Origin of the sequence: Pseudomonas sp. 203-8 (genome assembly GCF_020708595.1) — a bacterium.
Lineage (GTDB): Bacteria > Pseudomonadota > Gammaproteobacteria > Pseudomonadales > Pseudomonadaceae > Pseudomonas > Pseudomonas aeruginosa.
In genome coordinates, this window is sequence record NZ_JAJFDF010000009.1 from 93,013 (window position 1) to 113,277 (window position 20,265).

General features: G+C 67.7%; 16 protein-coding genes. 6 read left to right on the forward strand and 10 right to left on the reverse strand.

What is annotated here, in order from left to right; translation table 11 throughout:
* Positions 1-134: 134 nt before the first annotated feature.
* From LJF27_RS21285 to LJF27_RS21295, 3 genes are all read right to left on the reverse strand, one after another.
* Positions 135-3,800 (reverse strand): translocation/assembly module TamB domain-containing protein, encoded by a 3,666-nt coding sequence (locus LJF27_RS21285; protein ID WP_023115946.1) that lies wholly within the window; start codon positions 3,798-3,800, stop codon positions 135-137.
* Positions 3,797-5,536 (reverse strand): autotransporter assembly complex protein TamA, encoded by a 1,740-nt coding sequence (locus LJF27_RS21290; RefSeq protein WP_003122638.1) that lies wholly within the window; start codon positions 5,534-5,536, stop codon positions 3,797-3,799. The genes LJF27_RS21285 and LJF27_RS21290 overlap by 4 nt, the downstream gene beginning before the upstream one ends.
* A gap of 133 nt (positions 5,537-5,669) precedes the next feature.
* Positions 5,670-6,383 carry a GNAT family N-acetyltransferase gene (locus tag LJF27_RS21295; RefSeq protein ID WP_003122637.1) on the reverse strand — a complete coding sequence of 238 codons (714 nt, stop codon included), beginning with the start codon at positions 6,381-6,383 and terminating at the stop codon, positions 5,670-5,672.
* A gap of 144 nt (positions 6,384-6,527) precedes the next feature.
* On the opposite strand from LJF27_RS21295, the gene xthA reads away from it, so the two are divergent.
* Positions 6,528-7,340, forward strand: a complete 813-nt coding sequence (gene xthA, locus LJF27_RS21300) for an exodeoxyribonuclease III (RefSeq protein WP_003104469.1) — start codon at positions 6,528-6,530, stop codon at positions 7,338-7,340.
* A gap of 110 nt (positions 7,341-7,450) precedes the next feature.
* On the opposite strand, the gene LJF27_RS21305 is transcribed toward xthA, so the two are convergent.
* The gene (locus LJF27_RS21305) at positions 7,451-7,882 is read right to left on the reverse strand and encodes a VOC family protein (RefSeq protein ID WP_019681890.1); all 432 of its coding nucleotides are present in this window, start codon (positions 7,880-7,882) and stop codon (positions 7,451-7,453) included.
* 94 nt (positions 7,883-7,976) lie between these two features.
* Between LJF27_RS21305 and LJF27_RS21310 the strand changes: the two genes are divergently transcribed.
* From LJF27_RS21310 to LJF27_RS21325, 4 genes are all read left to right on the forward strand, one after another.
* Positions 7,977-8,891 (forward strand): LysR family transcriptional regulator, encoded by a 915-nt coding sequence (locus tag LJF27_RS21310; protein ID WP_075604361.1) that lies wholly within the window; start codon positions 7,977-7,979, stop codon positions 8,889-8,891.
* Between the two features lie 59 nt (positions 8,892-8,950).
* The gene (locus LJF27_RS21315) at positions 8,951-10,345 is read left to right on the forward strand and encodes a substrate-binding domain-containing protein (protein WP_003139062.1); all 1,395 of its coding nucleotides are present in this window, start codon (positions 8,951-8,953) and stop codon (positions 10,343-10,345) included.
* A gap of 149 nt (positions 10,346-10,494) precedes the next feature.
* Positions 10,495-11,538 (forward strand): TerC family protein, encoded by a 1,044-nt coding sequence (locus LJF27_RS21320; protein WP_003104462.1) that lies wholly within the window; start codon positions 10,495-10,497, stop codon positions 11,536-11,538.
* Positions 11,495-11,686, forward strand: coding sequence for a hypothetical protein (locus tag LJF27_RS21325; RefSeq protein WP_003089995.1), 192 nt, complete (start codon positions 11,495-11,497; stop codon positions 11,684-11,686). Before LJF27_RS21320 ends, LJF27_RS21325 begins: the two co-directional genes overlap by 44 nt.
* A 42-nt stretch (positions 11,687-11,728) precedes the next feature.
* Here the strand turns inward: LJF27_RS21325 and LJF27_RS21330 are convergent, their stop codons facing one another.
* Entirely contained in the window at positions 11,729-12,958 is a 1,230-nt protein-coding gene (locus LJF27_RS21330; protein WP_003089998.1) for an acyl-CoA dehydrogenase, read from the reverse strand.
* A gap of 173 nt (positions 12,959-13,131) precedes the next feature.
* Between LJF27_RS21330 and LJF27_RS21335 the strand changes: the two genes are divergently transcribed.
* Positions 13,132-14,064, forward strand: a complete 933-nt coding sequence (locus LJF27_RS21335) for a LysR family transcriptional regulator (protein WP_003090000.1) — start codon at positions 13,132-13,134, stop codon at positions 14,062-14,064.
* A 116-nt stretch (positions 14,065-14,180) separates the two neighbouring features.
* Here LJF27_RS21335 and LJF27_RS21340 read toward each other — a convergent pair whose 3' ends face one another.
* The 5 genes from LJF27_RS21340 to LJF27_RS21360 form a co-directional block, all read right to left on the reverse strand.
* Positions 14,181-15,308, reverse strand: coding sequence for an acyl-CoA dehydrogenase family protein (locus LJF27_RS21340; protein ID WP_003451524.1), 1,128 nt, complete (start codon positions 15,306-15,308; stop codon positions 14,181-14,183).
* Between the two features lie 28 nt (positions 15,309-15,336).
* Positions 15,337-16,527, reverse strand: coding sequence for an acetyl-CoA C-acyltransferase (locus LJF27_RS21345; RefSeq protein WP_003108823.1), 1,191 nt, complete (start codon positions 16,525-16,527; stop codon positions 15,337-15,339).
* A 17-nt stretch (positions 16,528-16,544) separates the two neighbouring features.
* Entirely contained in the window at positions 16,545-17,312 is a 768-nt protein-coding gene (locus tag LJF27_RS21350) for a 3-hydroxyacyl-CoA dehydrogenase (RefSeq protein ID WP_003451527.1), read from the reverse strand.
* A 19-nt stretch (positions 17,313-17,331) separates the two neighbouring features.
* On the reverse strand, positions 17,332-18,999 hold the full coding sequence (locus LJF27_RS21355; RefSeq protein WP_003102517.1) for an acyl-CoA synthetase: 1,668 nt from the start codon (positions 18,997-18,999) through the stop codon (positions 17,332-17,334).
* A gap of 177 nt (positions 19,000-19,176) precedes the next feature.
* Complete coding sequence (locus LJF27_RS21360) at positions 19,177-20,262, reverse strand: AraC family transcriptional regulator (RefSeq protein ID WP_003451531.1); 1,086 nt, start codon at positions 20,260-20,262, stop codon at positions 19,177-19,179.
* Positions 20,263-20,265 lie beyond the last annotated feature (3 nt).

Genomic DNA, 20,265 nt, shown 5'->3' on the forward strand with positions numbered 1-20,265 from the left:
GTCAGCCAGTCCTTGTGCCGAGTTGCTTCGGGCACCGACCTGGCGGTCGGCGCCCGCTCCATTCTACGACGTCGATGCGCCGCTAAAAGTGACACACTTTTATGCGTTACGCATGGTCCGTATCAGCGCATCCGTCAGAAATCGCGCTTGAAGAACAGGTCCAGCGAACTGGCCAGGCCGCTCGCCGCTTCGAGATAGAGGCGTTTGGTCAACTGGTAGCGCAAGGCGATGGTATTTGCCGGTTCGAACACTCCAACACCATAGCGCAGGCTGAGCTTGTCGGTGATATTCCCGCTGGCGACCACGCTGGTGCTGTTGCCGGTGCCCTCGGTGTCCAGCTGGAAGTCCTGGATGCCGAGCTGCTTGGCGATTTCCCCGGTGAGCGGTGCGCTACCCGCCAGGCCCAGGGCCAGGGCCGCCTCGCCGAGCATGTTGCTGTCTTCGCCGGTGCTCATCGGTCGCCCCAGCACCAGGTAGGACAGCGCCTGCTCCTGGCTCATCGCCGGCTCGGAGAATACCGCGCTGGTCGGCTGCTCGGCGCTGCCGGTCAGGCGCAGGCCGGCGACCACGTCGTCGACCCGGCGGATCGCCTCGATATCCAGGTACGGCTGGTCGATCGGTCCGGCGAAGAACAGCCGCGCCCTACGGATCGTCAGGCGCTGGCCGTAGGCACGATAGCGGCCCTTGTTCAGGTTCAGCTCGCCGCGGGTATCCAGGTTGTCGCCGATGTGCAGGTGGCCGGCCAGTTCGGCGCTGAGGCCGAAGCCGGAAAACGCCAGCTTGTCCTGGCCGACCTCGACATCGATGTCCATCTTCATCTTCAGCGGCTGCTGCTCGGGCTGCTCGGAGCCGACGATCACCGCGTCGTCGGAGACCTTGACCGTGGATGGCGGCAACTGGCGGATGGTGATGTCGCCACGCGGCACCAGGACCTTGCCGGAGATCGCCAGCTCCTGGCCGGCCATGCCGATCTTCAGGTCCGGTTCCACCTCCAGTTGCGCATAGGGATCGACCACCACCGGCAGGCGGTTGCCACGGATGTTCAGGGCGACGTTCAGCGCCTCGCCCCAGCTCAGGTTGCCGGACAGGCTGCCCTGGCCGTACCTGCCGCTGCGCCAGCCGCCGCCGAGTTCCAGGCTTTCGCCAGCGATGCGAGCGTCGAGGGAAAGGTTCTCGAAGCTGGTCGGCAGCTCGCCGCCGCCAATGTTGCCGTCGCTCAGCGTCACCCGTCCGTCGACCCGCGGCGCCAGCAGGCCGCCGGACAGCCGGCCGCTGCCGTTCAGCCTGCCTTGCAGTTTCTCCACCATCGGCACGAACGGGCGCGCCACCGACAGGTCGAGGCCGGCCAGGCTGAACTCGCCGCTCAGCGGCTTGCTCGCCGGGCCCGGGTCGATCTGCGCCTGCACCCGCAACTCGCCGAGCTTCGGTCCGCGGAAGTCGAGGGAGGTATCGACGCGGTTGGGCGCCAACCGGCTCTCCAGGCGCAGGCTGTCGTAGCCGACGTCGACCCACTGGCCCTGGTCGCGCAGGCGCAGCGTACCGCTGCCGGCGTCCAGGCTGACCACGCCGCTCGGGCCGCGGGCCGGAACGTCCAGTTGCAGGTCGCCGTTCAGCTTGCCCTGCCAGGCGAAGTCCTCGGGGAACCATTGCTTCAGGCTGTCCAGCGGGAAGTCGCGCAGGGTGTAGCGCAGCCGCGGCTCGGGCAGCAGGCGCTGCTCGCCGCCGCAGAGGCTGGCGGCGCCGGATACCCAGCAATGTGCGCCGAAATTGACCCTGCCGTCGGCCAACCGCTCCAGGCGCGCCGGCTGCTGTAGCTTCCAGTCCTGGCCGCCACTGCTCAACTCGCCGCGCGCCAGGCGACCGCGCCAGTTGCCGCGCTCCAGTTGCCCGTCGAAGGCCAGGCCGAGCTTGAGCAAGGCACCTTGCAGGTCCAGTTCCAGTTGCTGGCGGCGTTGGTCGCCGCGGGCATTGGCCTTGAACAGGCCGAGATCGGTTTCGCCGCTGCGCAGGCCGGAAGCGACCAGCGCCAGGGTGCCATTCTGCCGGGCATCGAGGTTCGCCTGCAGGTCGAGGCCGGCGATGCGCTGCTCGGCGTAGGCGATCTGCTGTCCCTTGAGGTTCAGCCTGCCTTGCGGCGCCGCGAGGCTGCCAGCCAGGTCGAGGCGTCCGTCGAGGCGACCGAAGAGTTGCGGCCAAAGCTGGCCGAGACGGTTCAGGGCGATGTCCAGGCGGCCTTGCAGGCGCTGGTCGAGCGCCCCGCTGCCCTGAACCTTGTTATCCCCCAGGCGCAGGTCGAGGTTGCCCAGCGTCCAGCGCTGCCCCTCGCCCTCGGCGCGCGCCTGGAATAGCGCCGGCTGGCCGCGCAGGCGGCCCTTGACGTCGAGATCCACGCCCAACGCCAGCCGCTCGTCGCGAACACTTCCCTGGCTGCGCAAGGGACCGGCCAGTGAACCCGGCAGCTCGGCGACCCAGTAAGCCGGGTTCAGTTCGCTGAGCTGCAGGGCGGTATCCCAAGCCACGCCATTGTCGAAACGCAACGTCACCCGCCCCTCGGCCTGGCCTTGCCCGGCGCGGAGCTGCAGCGACGGCAGGTTGAGCTGGACGAGGTCGCCGGACACCGGGCTGGCCAGCGTGAAGTCGCCCGCCGGACCGCTCGCCGCCGCGCTGAAATTGCCCAGGTAGCGCTGGTCCTGGTAATGCACTTCCGCCTTGAAGGTCTTCAGCGTCACCGGCGGCGGCTCCGCCAGCGGATACAGGCGCAGCCAGGGGAAATCCTTCCAGTCCAGGGTCGCGTCGGCGGCCAGGCTTTCGCGCCAGTCCAGGCGTCCGACCAGCTCCAGGCGCTGCTCGCCGCCAGCGTCCAGGCGCAGTTGGCGGATATCCGCGCCCTGGGCGTCGACCCGCCCGTCCAGGCTCAACGCCACCGCCCCACCCTCGCCCGGCAGGCTGGCGCCGCCGCGGATCAGGTAACCGTTCTTGAGATCGCCGCCGGCATCGAGCTGGATGGCATTCAGGGTCAAGGTGTCCGGTAGTCCGGCCGCACCCTTGAAACCGTCGGCGCGGATCAGCAATCGTGCCGGCAGGTTTTCCGCCAGCGCCTGCAACTGTCCTTCCAGGCTGCCGTCCAGGTAACCGCTGCTGCGGCCTTTCAGGGTCAGCGCCTGCTGCAGCTCACCGCCGACCTGGACGGCCAGCTTCCACGGCTTGCCTTCGGGAGCGGGCAGGCCGAGCGTGGCTTCGGCCTGCAAGGGCCAGTCGCCGCTCGGCTGCAAGCGCCCCTGGAGCGCCAGGTCCAAGCCGAAGCCCCGCGCCGTCAGCGAGTCGATGTGCAGGCCATCGGCCAGCCAATGGGCCGCCAGCTTGAGTTCGGCGACCTGCTGGTTGCCGTCGAGCAGGAAGCTGCCGACCGCCACTTCGCCGAGCTCGATGCTCAGCGGCAGTTTCAGCGTCGGCAGGCTGATCGGCCCGCTGTCGGCGCTGTCGCCGCTCGGCGGCAGGTCCAGCGCGACCCGTTCGGCGGCCACCCGCTGCAGGCACAGGCGCAGCCCCGCCAGGCAGCCCGGCGACCAGCGCAGTTCAGGCCGCTCGACGACCAGTTGCGTACCGTCCTGCGCCCAGGACAGCCGCCGTGCCTGCCAGGCGCCACCGAGGCGACCCTCGAAGCCGCTGACCTGCAGGCCCGGCACGCGGCCGAGCAGCCAGGCGCTGCCGGTCTGGGTGCCGAGCAGCGCAGCGAGTCCCAGGAGCAGCGCGAGGAGCAGCCCGACTATGGCCAGCAAGGTGATCTTCAGCGCCTTCACAGTTCTGGCCCCATGGAGAAGTGCAGGCGGAAACCGCCGTCGTCGTCGAGCGCATGGGCCAGGTCGAGGCGCAACGGGCCGACCGGCGAGACCCAGCGCACGCCGAAGCCGACCCCGGTCTTGATCGACGGGAAGTCCAGCGAGTTGAAGGCGTTGCCCTGGTCGACGAAGGTCGCCAGGCGCCAGCGCTCGGCCAGCGGATATTGATACTCGACGCTGCCGGCGATCATGTAGCGGCCGCCGATCTTGTCGCCATCGGAATTCTCCGGCGACAGCGTCCGGTAGTCGTAGCCACGCACGCTCTGGTCGCCGCCAGCGAAGAAGCGCAGCGAGGGCGGGATCGACTTGTAGTCGTTGGTGGCGATTCCGCCTACCTGCAGGCGGCCGAGCAGGCGATGGCCGCCGGCGAAGCTGGTCAGGCCCTTGGCCATGGCGTCGACATGGAGGACGTCGGCGTCGGCCAGCAGGCCTTCCTTCGCCCCCTTGACGTTGAACTGCAGGCGGTAGCCATGGCTGGGGTCGACCTTGTTGTCGGTCTCCAGCAGCGAGTAGCCGATCCCCGGCATCAGGAAGCTGCTCAGCCCGGAGTCGTCGCCCAGCTTGTACTCCTCGCGCATCCAGTTCAGCGAAACCACCCGCTGCCAGCCATCGGGCTGCTTGCTGTGCCATTCGCCGCCAAGGGTCAGCAGCTTGCTCTCGGTGTCGACCAGGTCTTCGAACTGGTAGCCGCTGGTGAAGCGCAGCTTGTCGGTGAGCGGCGGATCGAGGGGAATCTCGTACCAGGCGCCGACGTTCTGCCGTGGTGCGGAGATTTCCGACTCGAATCCCAGGCTATGTCCTTCGGCATTCACCCAATGGCGGGTCCAGTTGAACCTCGCGCGCGCCCCGACGTCGGTCGAGAAACCGAGGCCGACGCCCATGGTCCGGGGCTTGCGCGCCTCCAGCCGGACCGCTACCGGGATCGCCTGGCGCGCGCCGTCGGCCTGCGCCTGGGTCGGCGCGGCGTCGACCCGCACGCCCTCGAAGTAGCCGCTGGATTGCAGATTCTGGTTGAGTTCGGCGATCAGTTCGGAGTCATAGGGTTGGCCGGCCTTGAACGGCACCATGCGGCGCAACAGTTCTTCCTCGATGATCGAGTCGCCGTCGAAGCTCACCTTGCCGAAGGTGTAGCGCTGGCCGCTGTCGTAGACCAGGTCGATGTCGGCGATGCCGGCGCGCGGATCGATGCTCAGGCGCTGGGTGCTGAAGCGGCCCTGGAAGAAGCCGTAGCGCGAGGCCTGGTTCTGGATCAGCCGCTTGGCGTCCTCGTAGACGCCCTGGTTCAGCTTCGCGCCCGGTTTCAGCTGCTTGCCCGACGGCAAGCGGAAGCTCTCCAGGCTGGCGGCCTCGCCGAGCACCTGGATATTCACCTGGCGCAGGCGCACGGGCTCGCCGGGCACTACCTTGAGCGTGAGCTTCGGCGGCTTGCCGTCCTTCACCTCGCTGTCGATCTGCGCCTGGAAGTAGCCGAGCGCCTGGGCCGCCTTTTCCGCCTGCGCCTCGGCATTGCGGCGGAAACGTTGCAACGCCGCCTCGTCCCGCTCGCCGAGGCTACCCACATAGGCCTCGATATTGGCCTTCAGGGCGGCATTGGCGGGGGTGACGCGCACGCTAAGCTGGCTCTCCGCGAAGGCGGCCGTACTCAGGCACAGCAGCCCGGCCAGCGGGAACCGGAACAATCCTTGAGTCAGTCTCATGGCGCGGATGCTACGCAGGCGGGTGGCGCGCGTCCAGATTTGCGCGGACGCCGCCGACCACCTCCTGACATTCGGGTTTTATGACGCCAAGCGCCTGACAGGCATGGCTTTTCTCGCGCGTCCGGGGGAACGCTCAGGTCGCCGCCGGCGTCTCGCCAGGATGCAGGAGGACGTGCTCGCGCACCGCTCCCAGCGTCACCTCGCCGATCTCGCGGTAGCCGTGCCGCTGGTAGAAGTCCAGGTAGCGCGCATTGCCGGTATCCAGGACCAGCCCCTGCGAAGCGGAGTCCTCGGCGCACCAGCGCTGCACGGCCGCCAGCAACTGCTCGCCGATCTGCCTGCCCTGGTACTCGGGATGCACGCCGAGCATCGGCAACTGGTGGTGGGGGCCGACCGGCAGGCAGGCCTGCACCGCCCGGTGGTAATCCAGGTAGCGCCGGGTCGCGGCCAGGCCGACGCTGAACAGCATGCGCAGGCGCCAGCTCCAGCTCTCGGTGATATCCAGGCGCCGCTGCGGCGGCGTGATCAGGGCCGCCGCGACCAGCCGATCGTCGATGAACAGGCCGATGGCCGGCAACTCTTCGCCCAGATGGCGCTCGACCATCTCCCGGACGCAGGCACGCACGCGCTGGTCGTAGCCGGCGCGCTGCGCATCCATCAGGTAGGCGAAGGTCGGTTCGTGGCGGTAGGCGTGGTAGAAAAGCGAGCGGACTTCGCGACTATAGCCGTCGTCGAGCAGACGGACATCGGTGACCTGATCAGGCATGGAACGCATTCCTTGTCGGCCGCAGGCGCAGCGACACGCACGCTTCGCCACGGCGATTGGTCGAGCGGATGGCCTGGCCATCCCCGTCCGCGGCAGACCACAGGGCCGGCAAGGCGCCAAGCCACACAGCCATCGGGTACCCGGCGGACACTAGCACAGCGCCTCCAGGGTCGCCAGGCAACCCCCGGCTGGGCTAGCATTCCTGTTTTTGCCAGGACGCCCACCATGAAAATCGTCTCTTTCAATATCAACGGTCTGCGCGCCCGGCCGCACCAGTTGGCGGCGCTGATCGAGCGGCACCAGCCCGACGTGATCGGGCTGCAGGAAACCAAGGTCGCCGACGACCAGTTTCCCCAGGCCGAGATCGAGGCGCTCGGCTACCACGTCCACTACCACGGGCAGAAAGGCCACTACGGCGTCGCCCTGCTCTCCCGCCAGGCGCCCCTGGAACTGCATCGCGGCTTCCCGAGCGACGGCGAGGAATCCCAGCGGCGCTTCATCTGGGGCACCTTCAGCGACGCCCAGGGCAACCCGATCACCGTGATGAACGGTTACTTCCCGCAAGGCGAGAACCGCGAGCATCCGACCAAGTTCCCGGCCAAGCAGCGCTTCTACGCCGATCTCCAGTCGCTGCTGGAGAACAGCTTCAAGCCCGAGCAGGCCCTGGTGGTGATGGGCGACATCAATATCTCGCCGGAGGACTGCGACATCGGCATTGGCGAGGAAAACCGCAAGCGCTGGCTGAAGACCGGCAAGTGCAGCTTCCTGCCGGAAGAGCGCGAATGGCTGGCTACGTTGAAGAACTGGGGCCTGGTCGACAGCTTCCGGGCCCTGAATCCGGAGGTGAACGACCGCTTCAGCTGGTTCGACTACCGCAGCCGTGGCTTCGAGGACAACCCCAAGCGCGGCCTGCGCATCGATGTGATCCTGGCCAGCCGGGTGCTGCAGTCGCGCTTCAAGGACGCCGGCATCGACTACGACCTGCGCGGCATGGAGAAGCCCTCCGATCACGCCCCGATCTGGCTGGAACTGGCCTGAGGCTCAGCCCAAGGAAAAGGCTCATCCCCCGGATGAGCCTTCAGGCGATCGCTACCTGGTCCGGGCGATCTCGCCGACGCCGCCCCCCTATCCGGCGCGGGGCCTTTCCCTCAGGCAGGATTGTCCACCCGCGGCCCCTTCAGCTCCACTCGATTGCCATCCGGGTCGAAGAAGTACAGCGACCAGCCGTCGCCCTCGGCGCCGAAGCGGATTTCCGCGGGAACCTGCGGGACCAGGCCGAACCCCTCGAGATGGGTGACCAGCGCGGCCTCGTCGAACGGCTCGATGCGCACGCAGAAATGGTCGACGTTGCGCCCTTCCCCACCCGGAGCCGCACCGCCCTCCCGGCCGAGCGCCCCGGACACCGCGACCAGATCGAGCATCGACGTGCCCAGGCGCAGATGGGCCAGCTCCAGGTCGTCGCGCCACTTCACCACCACGCAACCGAGGACATCGCGATAGAACGCGATGCTGCGTTCCAGGTCGCGGACCCGCAGGACGATGTGATCGAGACGTTCGACGACGAAGGGTTGCATGGTCATTCACCTCTTGGACCGTGGACTATGGCAAGACTTTAGCCAGCACACCTCGGGTTGATAATGGTTTAATCCCTGATTCATTGATTACTGACAGTGAATTATCCCCGTGGATCACCTCACCGCTCTCAAGGTCTTCCGCGCCGTGGCCGCGAATGGCGGCTTCGCCGCCGCGGCCCGGCAGATGAATCTCTCGCCGGCCGCCGTGAGCAAGAACGTCGCCGAGCTGGAAGCGCACCTCAAGGTGCGCCTGATCAATCGCACCACCCGCAGCATGAGCCTGACCGAGGCCGGCGAAGTCTACCGGCAGCGCCTGGAGCGCATCCTCGACGACCTCGAGGCCGCCGACGCCGCGCTCACTTCGATGCAGCAGGGCCCCAGCGGCCTGCTGCGGGTCAGCGCCCCGCTGACCCTCGCCCTCACCTGCCTGACCCCGGCCATTCCGGCTTTTCTCCAGCGTTATCCGGACCTGCGCCTGGAACTGCTCCTGCAGGACGGCCGCCAGGACCTGATCGCCGAAGGCATCGACCTGGCCCTGCGTGGTAGCGACCGGGTTGCGGACTCCGGCCTGGTCGCCCGCCCGCTGCTGGTCCTGGAGCACGTGCTCTGCGCGGCGCCGGCCTACCTCAGTCAGCATGGCCAGCCGCTGCGGCCGGAGGCCCTGCGCGAACACGAGTGCATCCGCTTCAGCCTCTCTGGCCATGCCGACCGCTGGACCTTCCGCAAGGACCGCGAGTGCATAGCGGTGCCTATCGCCGGCCGTTACCGGGTGTCCTCCAGCCTGGCGGTGCGCGATGCCCTGCTCGCCGGCTTCGGCTTGAGCCTGATCCCACGGCTGTACGTACAGGCGGAACTGGCCGAAGGCCGCCTGGTTGAATTGCTGGCTGACTGGAAGGCCGACGAGACGGCGATCCACGCGGTCTATCCATCGCGCCAACTGGCCGGCAAGACCCGGGTGTTTCTCGACTTCCTGACCGAGACAATGGCGCAGGGCCATGATTCCCCAACGCTGTAACCTTAGCGTCACCCGTCTGACTTAATCTCGCCGGCAAATCCCTTCCCCCATAGAAGACGATGCCCGCGATGCCACACCGCCAGCGCGCCAGTGACAAAGACCTCTGGAGCCGTACCCTGAGCCTGGTTTTCCTCGGATTCCTCTGTTACGCCTTCCCCTGGTCGGTATTCGCCGCCCCCTTGCCGATCCCCACGGACGACACGCCGGCGCTGCGCATCCAGGGTTCCAACACCATCGGCGCGAAGCTCCTGCCGGCCCTGGTCGAGGGCCTGATGGAAGAGGAAGGCCTGGAGGATATCCGCCGTACCCCCGGAGAACGGGAAAACGAACTCCATCTGCTCGGCAAGAGCCGCGACGGCCGCCTGGTGAGGGTGGAGCTATCCGCCCACGGTTCGAGCACCGGCTTCGCCGCCCTCCTCGAACGCCACGCCGAACTCGCCGCGGCCTCGCGTCCCGTCAAGGACAGCGAAGTTCGCGCCCTGGCCGGCTTCGGCGACCTGCGCAGCCCATATGCCGAGCAGGTGATCGCCATCGACGGACTGGCGATCATCCTGCATCCGGACAACCCGCTGGCCTCGCTGGACACCGCGCAACTGGCGGCGGTGTTCGCCGGCGAGGTGCGTACCTGGGAAGAACTGGGCGGCAAGGGCGGCGCCATCCGCCTGTACGCTCGCGACGAGCAGTCCGGCACCTACGACACCTTCAAGGAACTGGTGCTGGCCAGTCACGGCAAAAGCCTGGCCAGCGACGCCCGCCGCTTCGAATCCAACGATCGGCTGGCGGCCGCGGTGAGCGCCGATCCGCACGCCATCGGCTTCGTCGGCATCGCGTCGGTGGGCCGGGCCCGCGCCTTGGCCATCGCCGACGGCGAATCGCTGCCGATGGCGCCCCAGGAAAGCCTGATCGCCACCGAGGACTATCCGCTGTCGCGCCGCCTGTTCCTCTACCTGAAGCCCGGCGAGAAGAACCCCTGGGCCCAGGCCCTGGTACGTTTCGCCCAGGGCCCGCGCGGCCAGGCGATCGTCACCCGCAGCGGCTTCGTCGCGCAGAAGATCCAGGCGGTGCAGATCGCACCGCGCCCGCAGATGCCCGCCGAATACCGCAAGCTCGCGGAACAGGCGCGGCGCCTGACGGTGAACTTCCGCTTCCAGGAAGGCAGCGCGCTGCTCGACAACAAGGCACTGCTCGACGTACAGCGTTTGCTGGACTACCTGCGGCAAAATCGGAAGTTGCAGGAGCGCACCGTGCTGGTGGGCTTCGGCGATCCCAAGTCCGACGCCGAGCGCTCGGTCCTGCTTTCGCGCCTGCGCGCCATGGCCGTGCGCCGCGAACTGGCCCGCGGCGGCGTGAGTTTCCGCGAGATCGCCGGCTTCGGCGACGAGTTGCCGGTCGCCAGCAACGACCAGGAACTGGGCCGACAGAAGAACCGGCGGGTGGAAGTCTGGGTCTACTGAACGCTGTAGCACTTTGTAACCTCGCCGTTTTGCCGGCGCCCGGAGCCTGGTTTATTTTTTCCGAGTGACTGCGGGCCCCTCTGACGGTAAGCAATTGCCGCCATGTCGGAGTCACATGACCATCCGACAATTCGAAGCGAGGGGGCCCAATGGCAGCTCTGCATGCATTTCTCACCGAACCGTTCCTCGGTACGGCTACCTGGTTCTGGCTGGCCTTCCTGGCCATCGTCATCGTTCTCCTGGTCCTCGACCTCGGCGTGCTGCAACGCGACCACCACGAAATCGGCGTGCGCGAAAGCCTGCTGCTGTCCGCTGGCTACTTCGCCTGCGGCCTGGCCTTCGGCGGCTGGGTCTGGTACGCCTTCGGCCCCACCAGCGCGGTGGAGTACTACACCGGCTTCCTGGTCGAACAGTCGCTATCGATGGACAACGTGTTCGTCATGGCGATGATCTTCAGTTTCTTCGGCATCCCCCGCCGCTACCAGCACCAGGTGCTGTTCTGGGGCATCCTCGGCGCCATCGTCCTGCGGGCGATCATGATCGGCCTGGGCGCCGCGCTGGTGAAGGAATTCGACTGGATCATGTACGTGTTCGGCGCCTTCCTGCTGTTCAGCGGCGTGAAGATGCTGTTCAACAAGCACGAGGAAGAACCCGACCTGGAGCACAACCCGGTGCTGCGCTTCCTGCGCAAGCACATGCGGGTGACCAAGGAACTGCACGAGCATCACTTCTTCGTCCGCCTGCCGGACGCCAGCGGCAAGCTGGTGCGCTACGCCACCCCGCTGTTCTTCGCCCTGGTGCTGATCGAGCTGGCCGACCTGGTGTTCGCGGTGGACAGCGTGCCGGCGATCTTCGCCATCACCCAGGACCCGTTCATCGTCTACACCTCGAACATCTTCGCCATCCTCGGCCTGCGCGCCCTGTACTTCTCGCTGGCGGCGATGATCCACCGCTTCGTCTACCTGAAGTACGCCCTGGCCCTGGTGCTGGTGTTCATCGGTGCGAAGATCATGCTCCACGGTGTGATCGGCAAGATTCCCGCCGGCCTCTCGCTTGGCGTAACCTTCGGCCTGCTGGCGGGCGGCATCCTGCTCTCCCTGCTGAAGACCCGCACGCCGAAAGCCACCGTCGAGGACAAGGCCGAACCGAATGCCGAACACGCTCTGGATCGAACGTCTGGACACCCACGCTGAACCTTTCTGGCGGGTCCGCCTCGGCACGCGTGGGATCTGCTTCCGCAACGAGCGGGCGGCCCGCGAGTTCGCCGCCCTGCTGCACAGCCGTCGCGCGTGGCAGCTGGAACGCAACGCCGAGGAAAAAGGGGCAGACTCCCCGGAATGAAAAAGGCCCGCACCCGCGGGCCTTTCCCCTATACCACAGCCGTCAGCGGCTGCTGCGCAGCATCTCCCTGGGCACGTACTTGCCCAGCTCGAACTTGCCGATCGCCGCGCGGTGCACCTCGTCCGGACCGTCGGCCAGGCGCAGGGTGCGCTGCATGGCGTACCAGTAAGCCAGCGGGAAGTCGTTGGAAACCCCGGCGCCACCGTGCATCTGGATCGCCCGGTCGATCACCTTCAACGCCACGTTGGGCGCCACCACCTTGATCTGGGCGATTTCGCTCTGGGCGATCTTGTTGCCCACGGTATCCATCATGTAGGCGGCCTGCAGGGTCAGCAGGCGCGCCATGTTGATCTCCATCCGCGAGTCGGCGATGTGGTCGATGTTGCCGCCCAGGCGCGCCAGCGGCTTGCCGAACGCGGTACGGCTGACCGCGCGCTTGCACATCAGTTCGAGGGCGCGCTCGGCCATGCCGATGGAGCGCATGCAGTGGTGGATGCGGCCCGGGCCGAGGCGCCCCTGGGCGATCTCGAAACCGCGGCCCTCGCCGAGGATGACGTTCTCGTAGGGCACCCGCACGTTCTCGAACAGCACTTCGGCATGGCCATGCGGCGCGTCGTCGTAGCCGAACACCGGCAGCGGGCGGAGGATCTTCACCCCGGGGGTGTCGACCGGTACCAGGATCATCGAGTGCTGCTGGTGGCGCGGCGCGTCCGGGTTGGTCAGGCCCATGAAGATCAGGATCTTGCAGCGCGGATCGCAGGCGCCGGAAGTCCACCACTTGCGCCCGTTGATCACCCAGTCGTCGCCCTGGCGCTCGGCGCGCGCCTCCATATTGGTGGCGTCGGACGAGGCCACGCCCGGTTCGGTCATGGCGAAGGCCGAGCGGATCTCGCCGCTCAGCAGCGGTTCCAGCCAGGTGCGCTTCTGCTCCTCGCTGCCGTAGCGCACCAGCACCTCCATGTTGCCGGTATCCGGCGCGGCGCAGTTGAAGGGTTCCGGCCCGATCAGCGAACGGCCCATGATTTCCGCCAGCGGCGCATATTCGTGGTTGGCCAGCCCGGCACCGTACTCGGACTCGGGCAGGAACAGGTTCCACAGCCCTTCGGCCTTGGCCTTGGCCTTCAGCTCTTCCATGATCGCCGTCGGCTGCCAGCGGTCGCCCTCGGCGACCTGGCGCTCGAACACGGCTTCGGCGGGATAGACATGCGCTTCCATGAACGCGCTGACGCGTTCACGCAGCTCCTGGACCTTGGGGGAATAGGCGAAATCCATGGGGGATACCTTCTGACGGGTTGGCAGGCGAGGCATCGGACAAAGGCGCTGGTAACGATGCCGGAACAGGGCTTAAGATTTGCCCAGTCTATTTTTTCCGTCCATGAACATTCATGATCCATATGGGGGTCATCCAAGCCCCCAATAACAAGAAAAGTCGCGGAGCCAGTGCCATGAACCTGAACAAAGTCGACCTGAACCTGTTCATCGTGTTCGATGCGATCTATACCGAAGCCAACCTGACCCGCGCCGGGCAGATCGTCGGCATCACCCAGCCAGCCGTATCCAACGCCCTTTCCCGGCTGCGCGAGACCTTCAACGACCCGCTGTTCGTGCGCACCGCCCAAGGCATGGTGCCGACCCCTATGGCGCAGAACATCATCGGCCCGGTGCGCAACGCGCTGCAGTTGCTGCGGGTTTCGGTGCAGGAGAGCCGCAGCTTCGATCCGCAGCAGGCGAACAAGACCTACCGCATCAGCATGACCGACCTCACCGAAGCGGTCATCCTCCCCCCGCTGTTCCAGCGCTTGCGCCGCCTGGCGCCGAACGTGCATATCGAGAGCTTCCTCGCCAAGCGCCGCGAGACCACCAAGGAACTCGCCGCCGGCCGCCTCGACTTCGCCGTCGACGCGCCGCTGAACACCGATCCCCAGGTGCGCCACGTCAAGCTGATGGAGGACCGCTACGTCTGCGCCATGCGCCGCGGCCACCCACTGGCGGGCAAGCCGAAGCTGGCCCTGGACGATTACCTGGGCCTGACCCACATCCATATTTCCAGCCGCCGCAGCGGCCTCGGCTACATCGACCTGGCGCTGGGCAAGATGGGCATCCAGCGCAAGATCGCGCTGCGCTCGCAGCACTACCTGATGGCCTCCACGGTGGTCCAGCAGACCGACATGGCGATGACCGTGCCGGAACGCTTCGCCCGTCACCACGACCTGCACTACGCGGTGCTGCCGGTGAGCGACGTGCCGAAGCTGGAAACCCACCTGTACTGGCACGAGAGCACCGATCAGGACCCGGCCAACCGCTGGATGCGCGAGCAGATCATCGAGCTGTGCCAGCAGGTCACCGCGCGCGAGAACAAGGCGGCGCAGCCGGCGTGAGCGCCTGCCAAGGGGCGTAGGGCGAACGAGGCTCGGGCATTTGCTTCCGAGGTGCCTCAGTGCGCCCTCTCCCTGAAGGGAGAAGGCGCCGTTGCGGAAACGACGGATAGTCGCCGCTACAGGCTGCGCGCGATCACCAGGCGCTGCACGTCGCTGGTGCCCTCGTAGATCTGGCAGACCCGCACGTCCCGATAGATGCGTTCCACCGGGAAGTCCTTGAGGTAGCCATAGCCACCGAGGGTCTGGATCGCCGCGGAGCAGACTTCCTCGGCCATCTCCGAGGCGAACAGCTTGGCCATCGAGGCTTCGGTCAGGCACGGCAGGCCGGCTTCGCGCAGGCTGGCGGCGTGGTGGACCATCTGCCGCGCCACGGCGATGCGGGTGGCCATGTCGGCCAGGCGGAAGGCCACCGCCTGGTGCTCGATGATCGGCTTGCCGAAGGTTTCCCGCTCATGGGCGTAGTCGCGCGCCGCCTCGAACGCCGCGCGCGCCATGCCGACCGCCTGGGCGGCGATGCCGATGCGGCCGCCTTCGAGGTTGGCCAGGGCGATGCGGTAGCCCTCGCCCTCCTCGCCCAGGCGCAGCGTGGCCGGGATACGCAGGTCGTTGAAGGCCAGCTGGCAGGTGTCCGAGGCGTGCTGGCCGAGCTTGTCCTCGATCCGCACCACCTCGTAGCCGGGCGTGTCGGTGGGCACGATGAACGCGCTGATGCCGCGCTTTCCGACATCCGGATCGGTGACCGCGAAGACGATCACCATCCCCGCGTGGCTGCCCGAAGTGATGAACTGCTTGGCACCGTTCAGCACGTAGTGGTCACCGTCGCGGCGGGCGCGGGTCTTCAGGAAGCTCGCGTCGGAACCGGCCTGCGGCTCGGTCAGGGCGAAGGCGCCGAGCATCGAACCCTGGGCCAGCGGACGGAGGAAGCGCTCCTTCTGCTCGGCGCTGCCGAACTTGTGGATCGGCATGCAGCCGACCGAGTTGTGCACGCTCATGATGGTCGAGCAGGCGCCGTCGCCAGCGGCGATCTCCTCGAGGGCCATGGCGTAGGCCAGGTGCCCGGTCTGCGCGCCGCCCCATTCCTCGGGCACCAGCATGCCGAGGAAGCCGAGGTCGGCCATCTCGCGGATCGCCTCGGCCGGGAAACGGTGCTCGCGGTCCCAGTCGGCGGCGAACGGTTTCAGCCGTTCCTGGGCGAACTGCCGCGCCATGTCACGGATCTGGATCTCTTCTTCGCAGGGAATCATCGCGGGTTCCTCTTCTTCACTGCCTGCATCAGCGCAAGCGCTCGACGGCGATCGCGGTCGCCTCGCCGCCGCCGATGCAGACCGCCGCCACGCCGCGTTCCAGGTCGTACTGCTGCAGGGCGTTGAGCAGGGTCACGACGATCCGCGCGCCGGACGCGCCGATCGGATGGCCCAGCGCACAGGCGCCGCCGTGGACGTTGAGGCGCTCGTGGGACAGGTCGAGGTCGCGCATTGCCGCCATGCCGACCACGGCGAAGGCTTCGTTGACCTCGAACAGGTCGACCTCGCCCAGCGACCAGCCGGTACGCTGCATCAGGCGCTTCACCGCACCGACCGGCGCGGTGGGGAACAGGTTCGGCGCGTCGGCGAACGAAGCATGCCCACGAATCGCCGCCAACGGCGCGAGCCCGCGTCGCTCGGCCTCGGAAAGGCGCATCAGGACCAGCGCGGCGGCGCCGTCGGAAATCGAACTGGAGTTGGCCGCGGTCACCGTGCCGCCTTCGCGGAACGCCGGCTTCAGGGTCGGGATCTTGTCCAGCCGGGCCTTCGGCGGCTGCTCGTCGCTATCCACCAGGCGCTCGGTCTTGCCGGCGGTGACCGTCAGCGGCACGATCTCGGCCTGGAAGCGCCCGTCGCGCATGGCTTGCTGCGCGCGGGTCAGCGAGGCCACGGCGAACTCGTCCTGTGCTTCGCGGGTGAAGCCGTAGGCCTCGGCACAGTCCTCGGCGAAGGTGCCCATCAGGCGGCCCTTGTCGTAGGCGTCTTCGAGGCCGTCGAGGAACATGTGGTCGAGCACCTTGCCGTGGCCCATGCGGTAGCCGCTACGGGCGCGCTCCAGCAGGTAGGGCGCGTTGGACATGCTTTCCATGCCCCCGGCCAGCGCGACCCCGGCGCTGCCGGCGAGCAACGTGTCGTGGGCGAGCATCAGCGCCTTCATGCCCGAGCCGCACATCTTGTTCAGCGTCGAGCACGGCGTGCCGCGCGCCAGTCCGGCGCCAAGCACCGCCTGGCGCGCCGGCGCCTGGCCCTGGCCGGCGGCGAGCACGCAGCCGAGCACGGCCTCGTCCACTTCGTCAGCTTGCAGGCGCGCCCGCTCCACCGCGGCGCGCACCGCCGCGGCACCGAGGGTAGCGGCGTTGACGTCCTTGAAGTCGCCGAGGAAGCCGCCCATCGGGGTGCGGACGGCGCTGACGATGACGATCGGATCTTCGCGGGTCATGGGATCTTCCTCCTGTATTAGCGGGCGGCCATGCGGATGGCGCCATCGAGGCGAATCACTTCGCCGTTGAGCATGCTGTTCTCGATGATCTGCCGGACCAGCGCGGCGTATTCGTCCGGACGCCCCAGGCGCGGCGGGAACGGCACGCTGGCGCCGAGGGAGTCGCGCACCTCCTGGGGCATGCCGGCCATCATCGGTGTCTCGAAGATGCCCGGGGCGATGGTCATCACCCGGATGCCGAAGCGCGCCAGCTCGCGGGCGATGGGCAGGGTCATGCCGACCACCCCGCTCTTCGAGGCGGAATAGGCGGCCTGGCCGATCTGCCCGTCGAACGCCGCCACCGAGGCGGTATTGACGATCACCCCGCGCTCGCCGCCCTCGTCCGGCTGGCCCTGGGACATGGCCTCGGCGGCCAGGCGCAGCATGTTGAAACTGCCCACCAGGTTGATGTCGATGACCCGGCGGAAACTCTCCAGGGCATGGATGCCATTGCGTCCGAGAACCTTCTCGGCCGGCGCCACGCCCGCGCAATTGGCCAGGCCATGGAGGCCGCCGAAGGCCTCCAGTGCAGCGGCCACGGCCTGGCGGCCGCCGGCCTCGCTGGCGATGTCGGCCCTGACGAAGCGCGCCTGGGCGCCAAGCTCGGCGGCCTTGGCTGCGCCGGCCTCGGCGTTGATGTCGGCCAGCACCACCTTGCCACCCTGCTCCACCAGCATCTTCGCGGTGGCGGCGCCGAGGCCGGAGCTGCCGCCGGTAACCAGGAACACTCGATTTTCGATACGCACGTCGTTTTCTCCTGCTGAATCAGTTCGCGGCGGCCGCCCGTGGGGCCGCCTCGCGTTGCCGGGCGATCTCCTGGTTGCGCAGGAGAAAGCGCTGGATCTTGCCGCTGGGAGTCTTCGGCAGTTCCTCGAGGAACTCGATCTCCCGCGGGTAGGCGTGCGCCGACAGGCGCTGGCGCACGTATCGCTGCAATGCGTCCGCCAGTTCCGGCGTCGGCCGGTGGCCGGCGCAGAGCACGACGAAGGCCTTGACCAGTTCGGTGCGCTCCGGGTCGGGCTTGCCGATCACCGCCGCCTCCATCACTGCCGGGTGTTCGATCAGCGCGCTCTCCACATCGAACGGGCCGACCCGGTAGCCAGAGGTGGTAATGACGTCGTCGGCGCGGCCGACGAAGCTGATGCTGCCGTCTTCGTTGAGTTCGACGGTATCGCCGCTCAGGTAGTAGTCGCCGACGAAGGCTGCGGTTTCCAGGCCCTGGTAGCCGGGAAACCACATCAGCGGCGAACGCCGCCGGTCGAGGGCGAGGATGCCTGGCTGGCCGGGCGGCAGTTCGTTGAGATCGTCGTCCAGCACTACTACCCGGTGCCCGGGACAGGCGAACCCGGCGGCGCCGACCCGCACCGGATGCGCCAGGGCATGGTGGTTGCACAGCACCATGCCCAGCTCGGTCTGCCCGTAATGATCGTGGATGGTGGTGCCGAGCCTGTCGGCGAACCAGCGGATCACCTCCGGCGTCAACGGCTCGCCGGCGCTGCTGACCGCGCGCAGGCGCCCCTTCAGCGCAGTTTCCGCGGCCGCGCCGGCGGCCATCAGCAGGCGATAGGCGGTGGGCGATCCGGCAAGGTTGGTGATGCCGTAGTCACGGATGATCCGGCAGGTGCTTTCCACGCTGAACGGCCCTTCGTAGAAGGTGGTCGGATGGCCCATGGCGAGGGGACCGGCGACAGCGTAGTAGAGGCCGTAGGCCCAGCCCGGATCGGCGAGGTTCCAGAAGGCGTCCTCGGGGCGCAGGTCCACCGCCTCGCGCAGGTAGCCGACGAAGGCGAGGATCGCCTTGAGCGGCACCGGCACCGGTTTGGCCAGGCCGGTGGTGCCGGAGGTGAACATCATCAGGAACGGATCCTCGCCGCTGCGCGGAACCGGTTCGAATTCGGCCGGATAGCGCTCCAGCTCGGCCCAGAAGCTGAAATCGCCGCGACGGATGCCCTGCCCCTTCGGTCCGCCGACGGTGACGGCCAGAGGCGGATCGGCGAGTTCGTCGAGCTTGTCGCGGTTGGCCGCATCGGTGACCAGCACCTTGCTGCCGGCGGTCGCCACGCGGTGTTCGATGGCCTTCGGGCCGAAGGCGGTGAACAGCGGCTGGTACACCGCGCCCAGGCGCCAGGCGCCGAGGATGGTGACCAGCAGCTCGGGCGTGCGCGGCAACAGGCCGGCGACGCAGTCGCCCGGGCGTACGCCCTGGGCCTGGAGGAAATTGGCGAAACGTCCGGAGAGCGCTTTCAGCTCGCTGAAGGTATAGCTGGCGCGACTGCCATCCTTGCCCTCCCAGAACAACGCGATCCGACCCGGCAGGGCATGCCGGTCGCAGCATTCGACGCAGGCGTTGAGTGCCTGGAGCGTACCGGAAAGCGTGGCGGCGGCGGTCCGCTGCAAGTCGAACCCGGCGGCAGTGGTGGCGTAGTCGCGCATTGCAGGACTCCTCGGCTTGTTTTTGTATGGAGTAGCCGGAATCTTCACGCCGTGGCCAACGCGGGGCAATGTCGAAAGGCTTCAATCTGCCTGAGCGGTTTGGACAATCCGTGCTGGCCGCCTGCCCCGCCGAACCGTTCGCGACATACGGCGGATGACGCTGCGCGGGCATTCGCCCTATCGACGGCCGAGCGTTTCGGACAAGACGCCTGACGATTCGGCCGACGCGGTTTCCGCCGCGACCTGCGCCCGGTACTGCCCGGGGGTCGAGCCGGTCCACTTCTTGAACGCCTTGTGGAACGCGCTGCCATCGGCGAAGCCCAGCTCCAGCGCCAGTTCGGCGAAATTCGCCGCGCCGGCGTCCAGCCGCGCGATGGCCAGGTCGCGGCGGACCTGGTCCTTCAGCGCCTGGTAGCTCTGCCCTTCCAGGGACAGCTTGCGGCGCAGGGTCGAGGGCGCCATGAAGAAATGCCCGGCGAGCGCGTCCGCGTCCGGCCAGCGTCCCGGCCGCAGGCTGCGCAGGTAGGCCTTGATCCGCGCCGCCAGGCTCTGCGGATCGCGATAGCGGACCAGGATGTTGGCCGGCGCGCCGAGCAGGAAGCGCCGCAGCTCCCGCTTGTCGCGGCGGACCGGCAGGGCCAGGCAGTCGGCATTGAACAGCAGGCGGCTGAGGGGACGGGAGAAACGCAGGTTGTCGCTGAACATCACCCGGTAGTCCTCGATGTAGTCCGGCTGCGGACAGCGCAGGTCGATGGCCAGGATCGGGATGCGCCGGCCGACCAGCCAGCAGGCCAGGCCATGGGTGATCATCCATAGGGTGAAGTAGGACAGCGCTCGCCCGTACCGGCCCGGCGCCTCGTCGAGGACGATTTCCGCCAGGCCGCCGCGGCGCTGCAGGCGCGGCTGGAAGTCGTCGAACTGCAGGCAGAGGAATCGCAGGATGCCGGTCAGCGCCGGCTCCAGGGTCTGCTCGTGGATCGCGCAGCGGCTCATGAAAGCGAAGCTGCCACTCTTCAGACGCCGCGAGTCCATGCCGAAGAACTCGTCGTCCATGCGCCGAGCGAGATCCAGCCAGAGCCGCGAATAGGCGTGCGAGGTGACCCGCGCGTAGGGTTTGCCGAGCAGCTGCGGATCGATACCGGCGGCCTGGAGGACCTCCCCCTCCTCGCCGCCCTGCCGGCGCCACTCCACCAGCGCCTCGCCGACCAGGCGCACCGAGATGGTGCCCTTGGTGCTCGCCTGAGTCTCGCCGTCGTTCTTCACCCG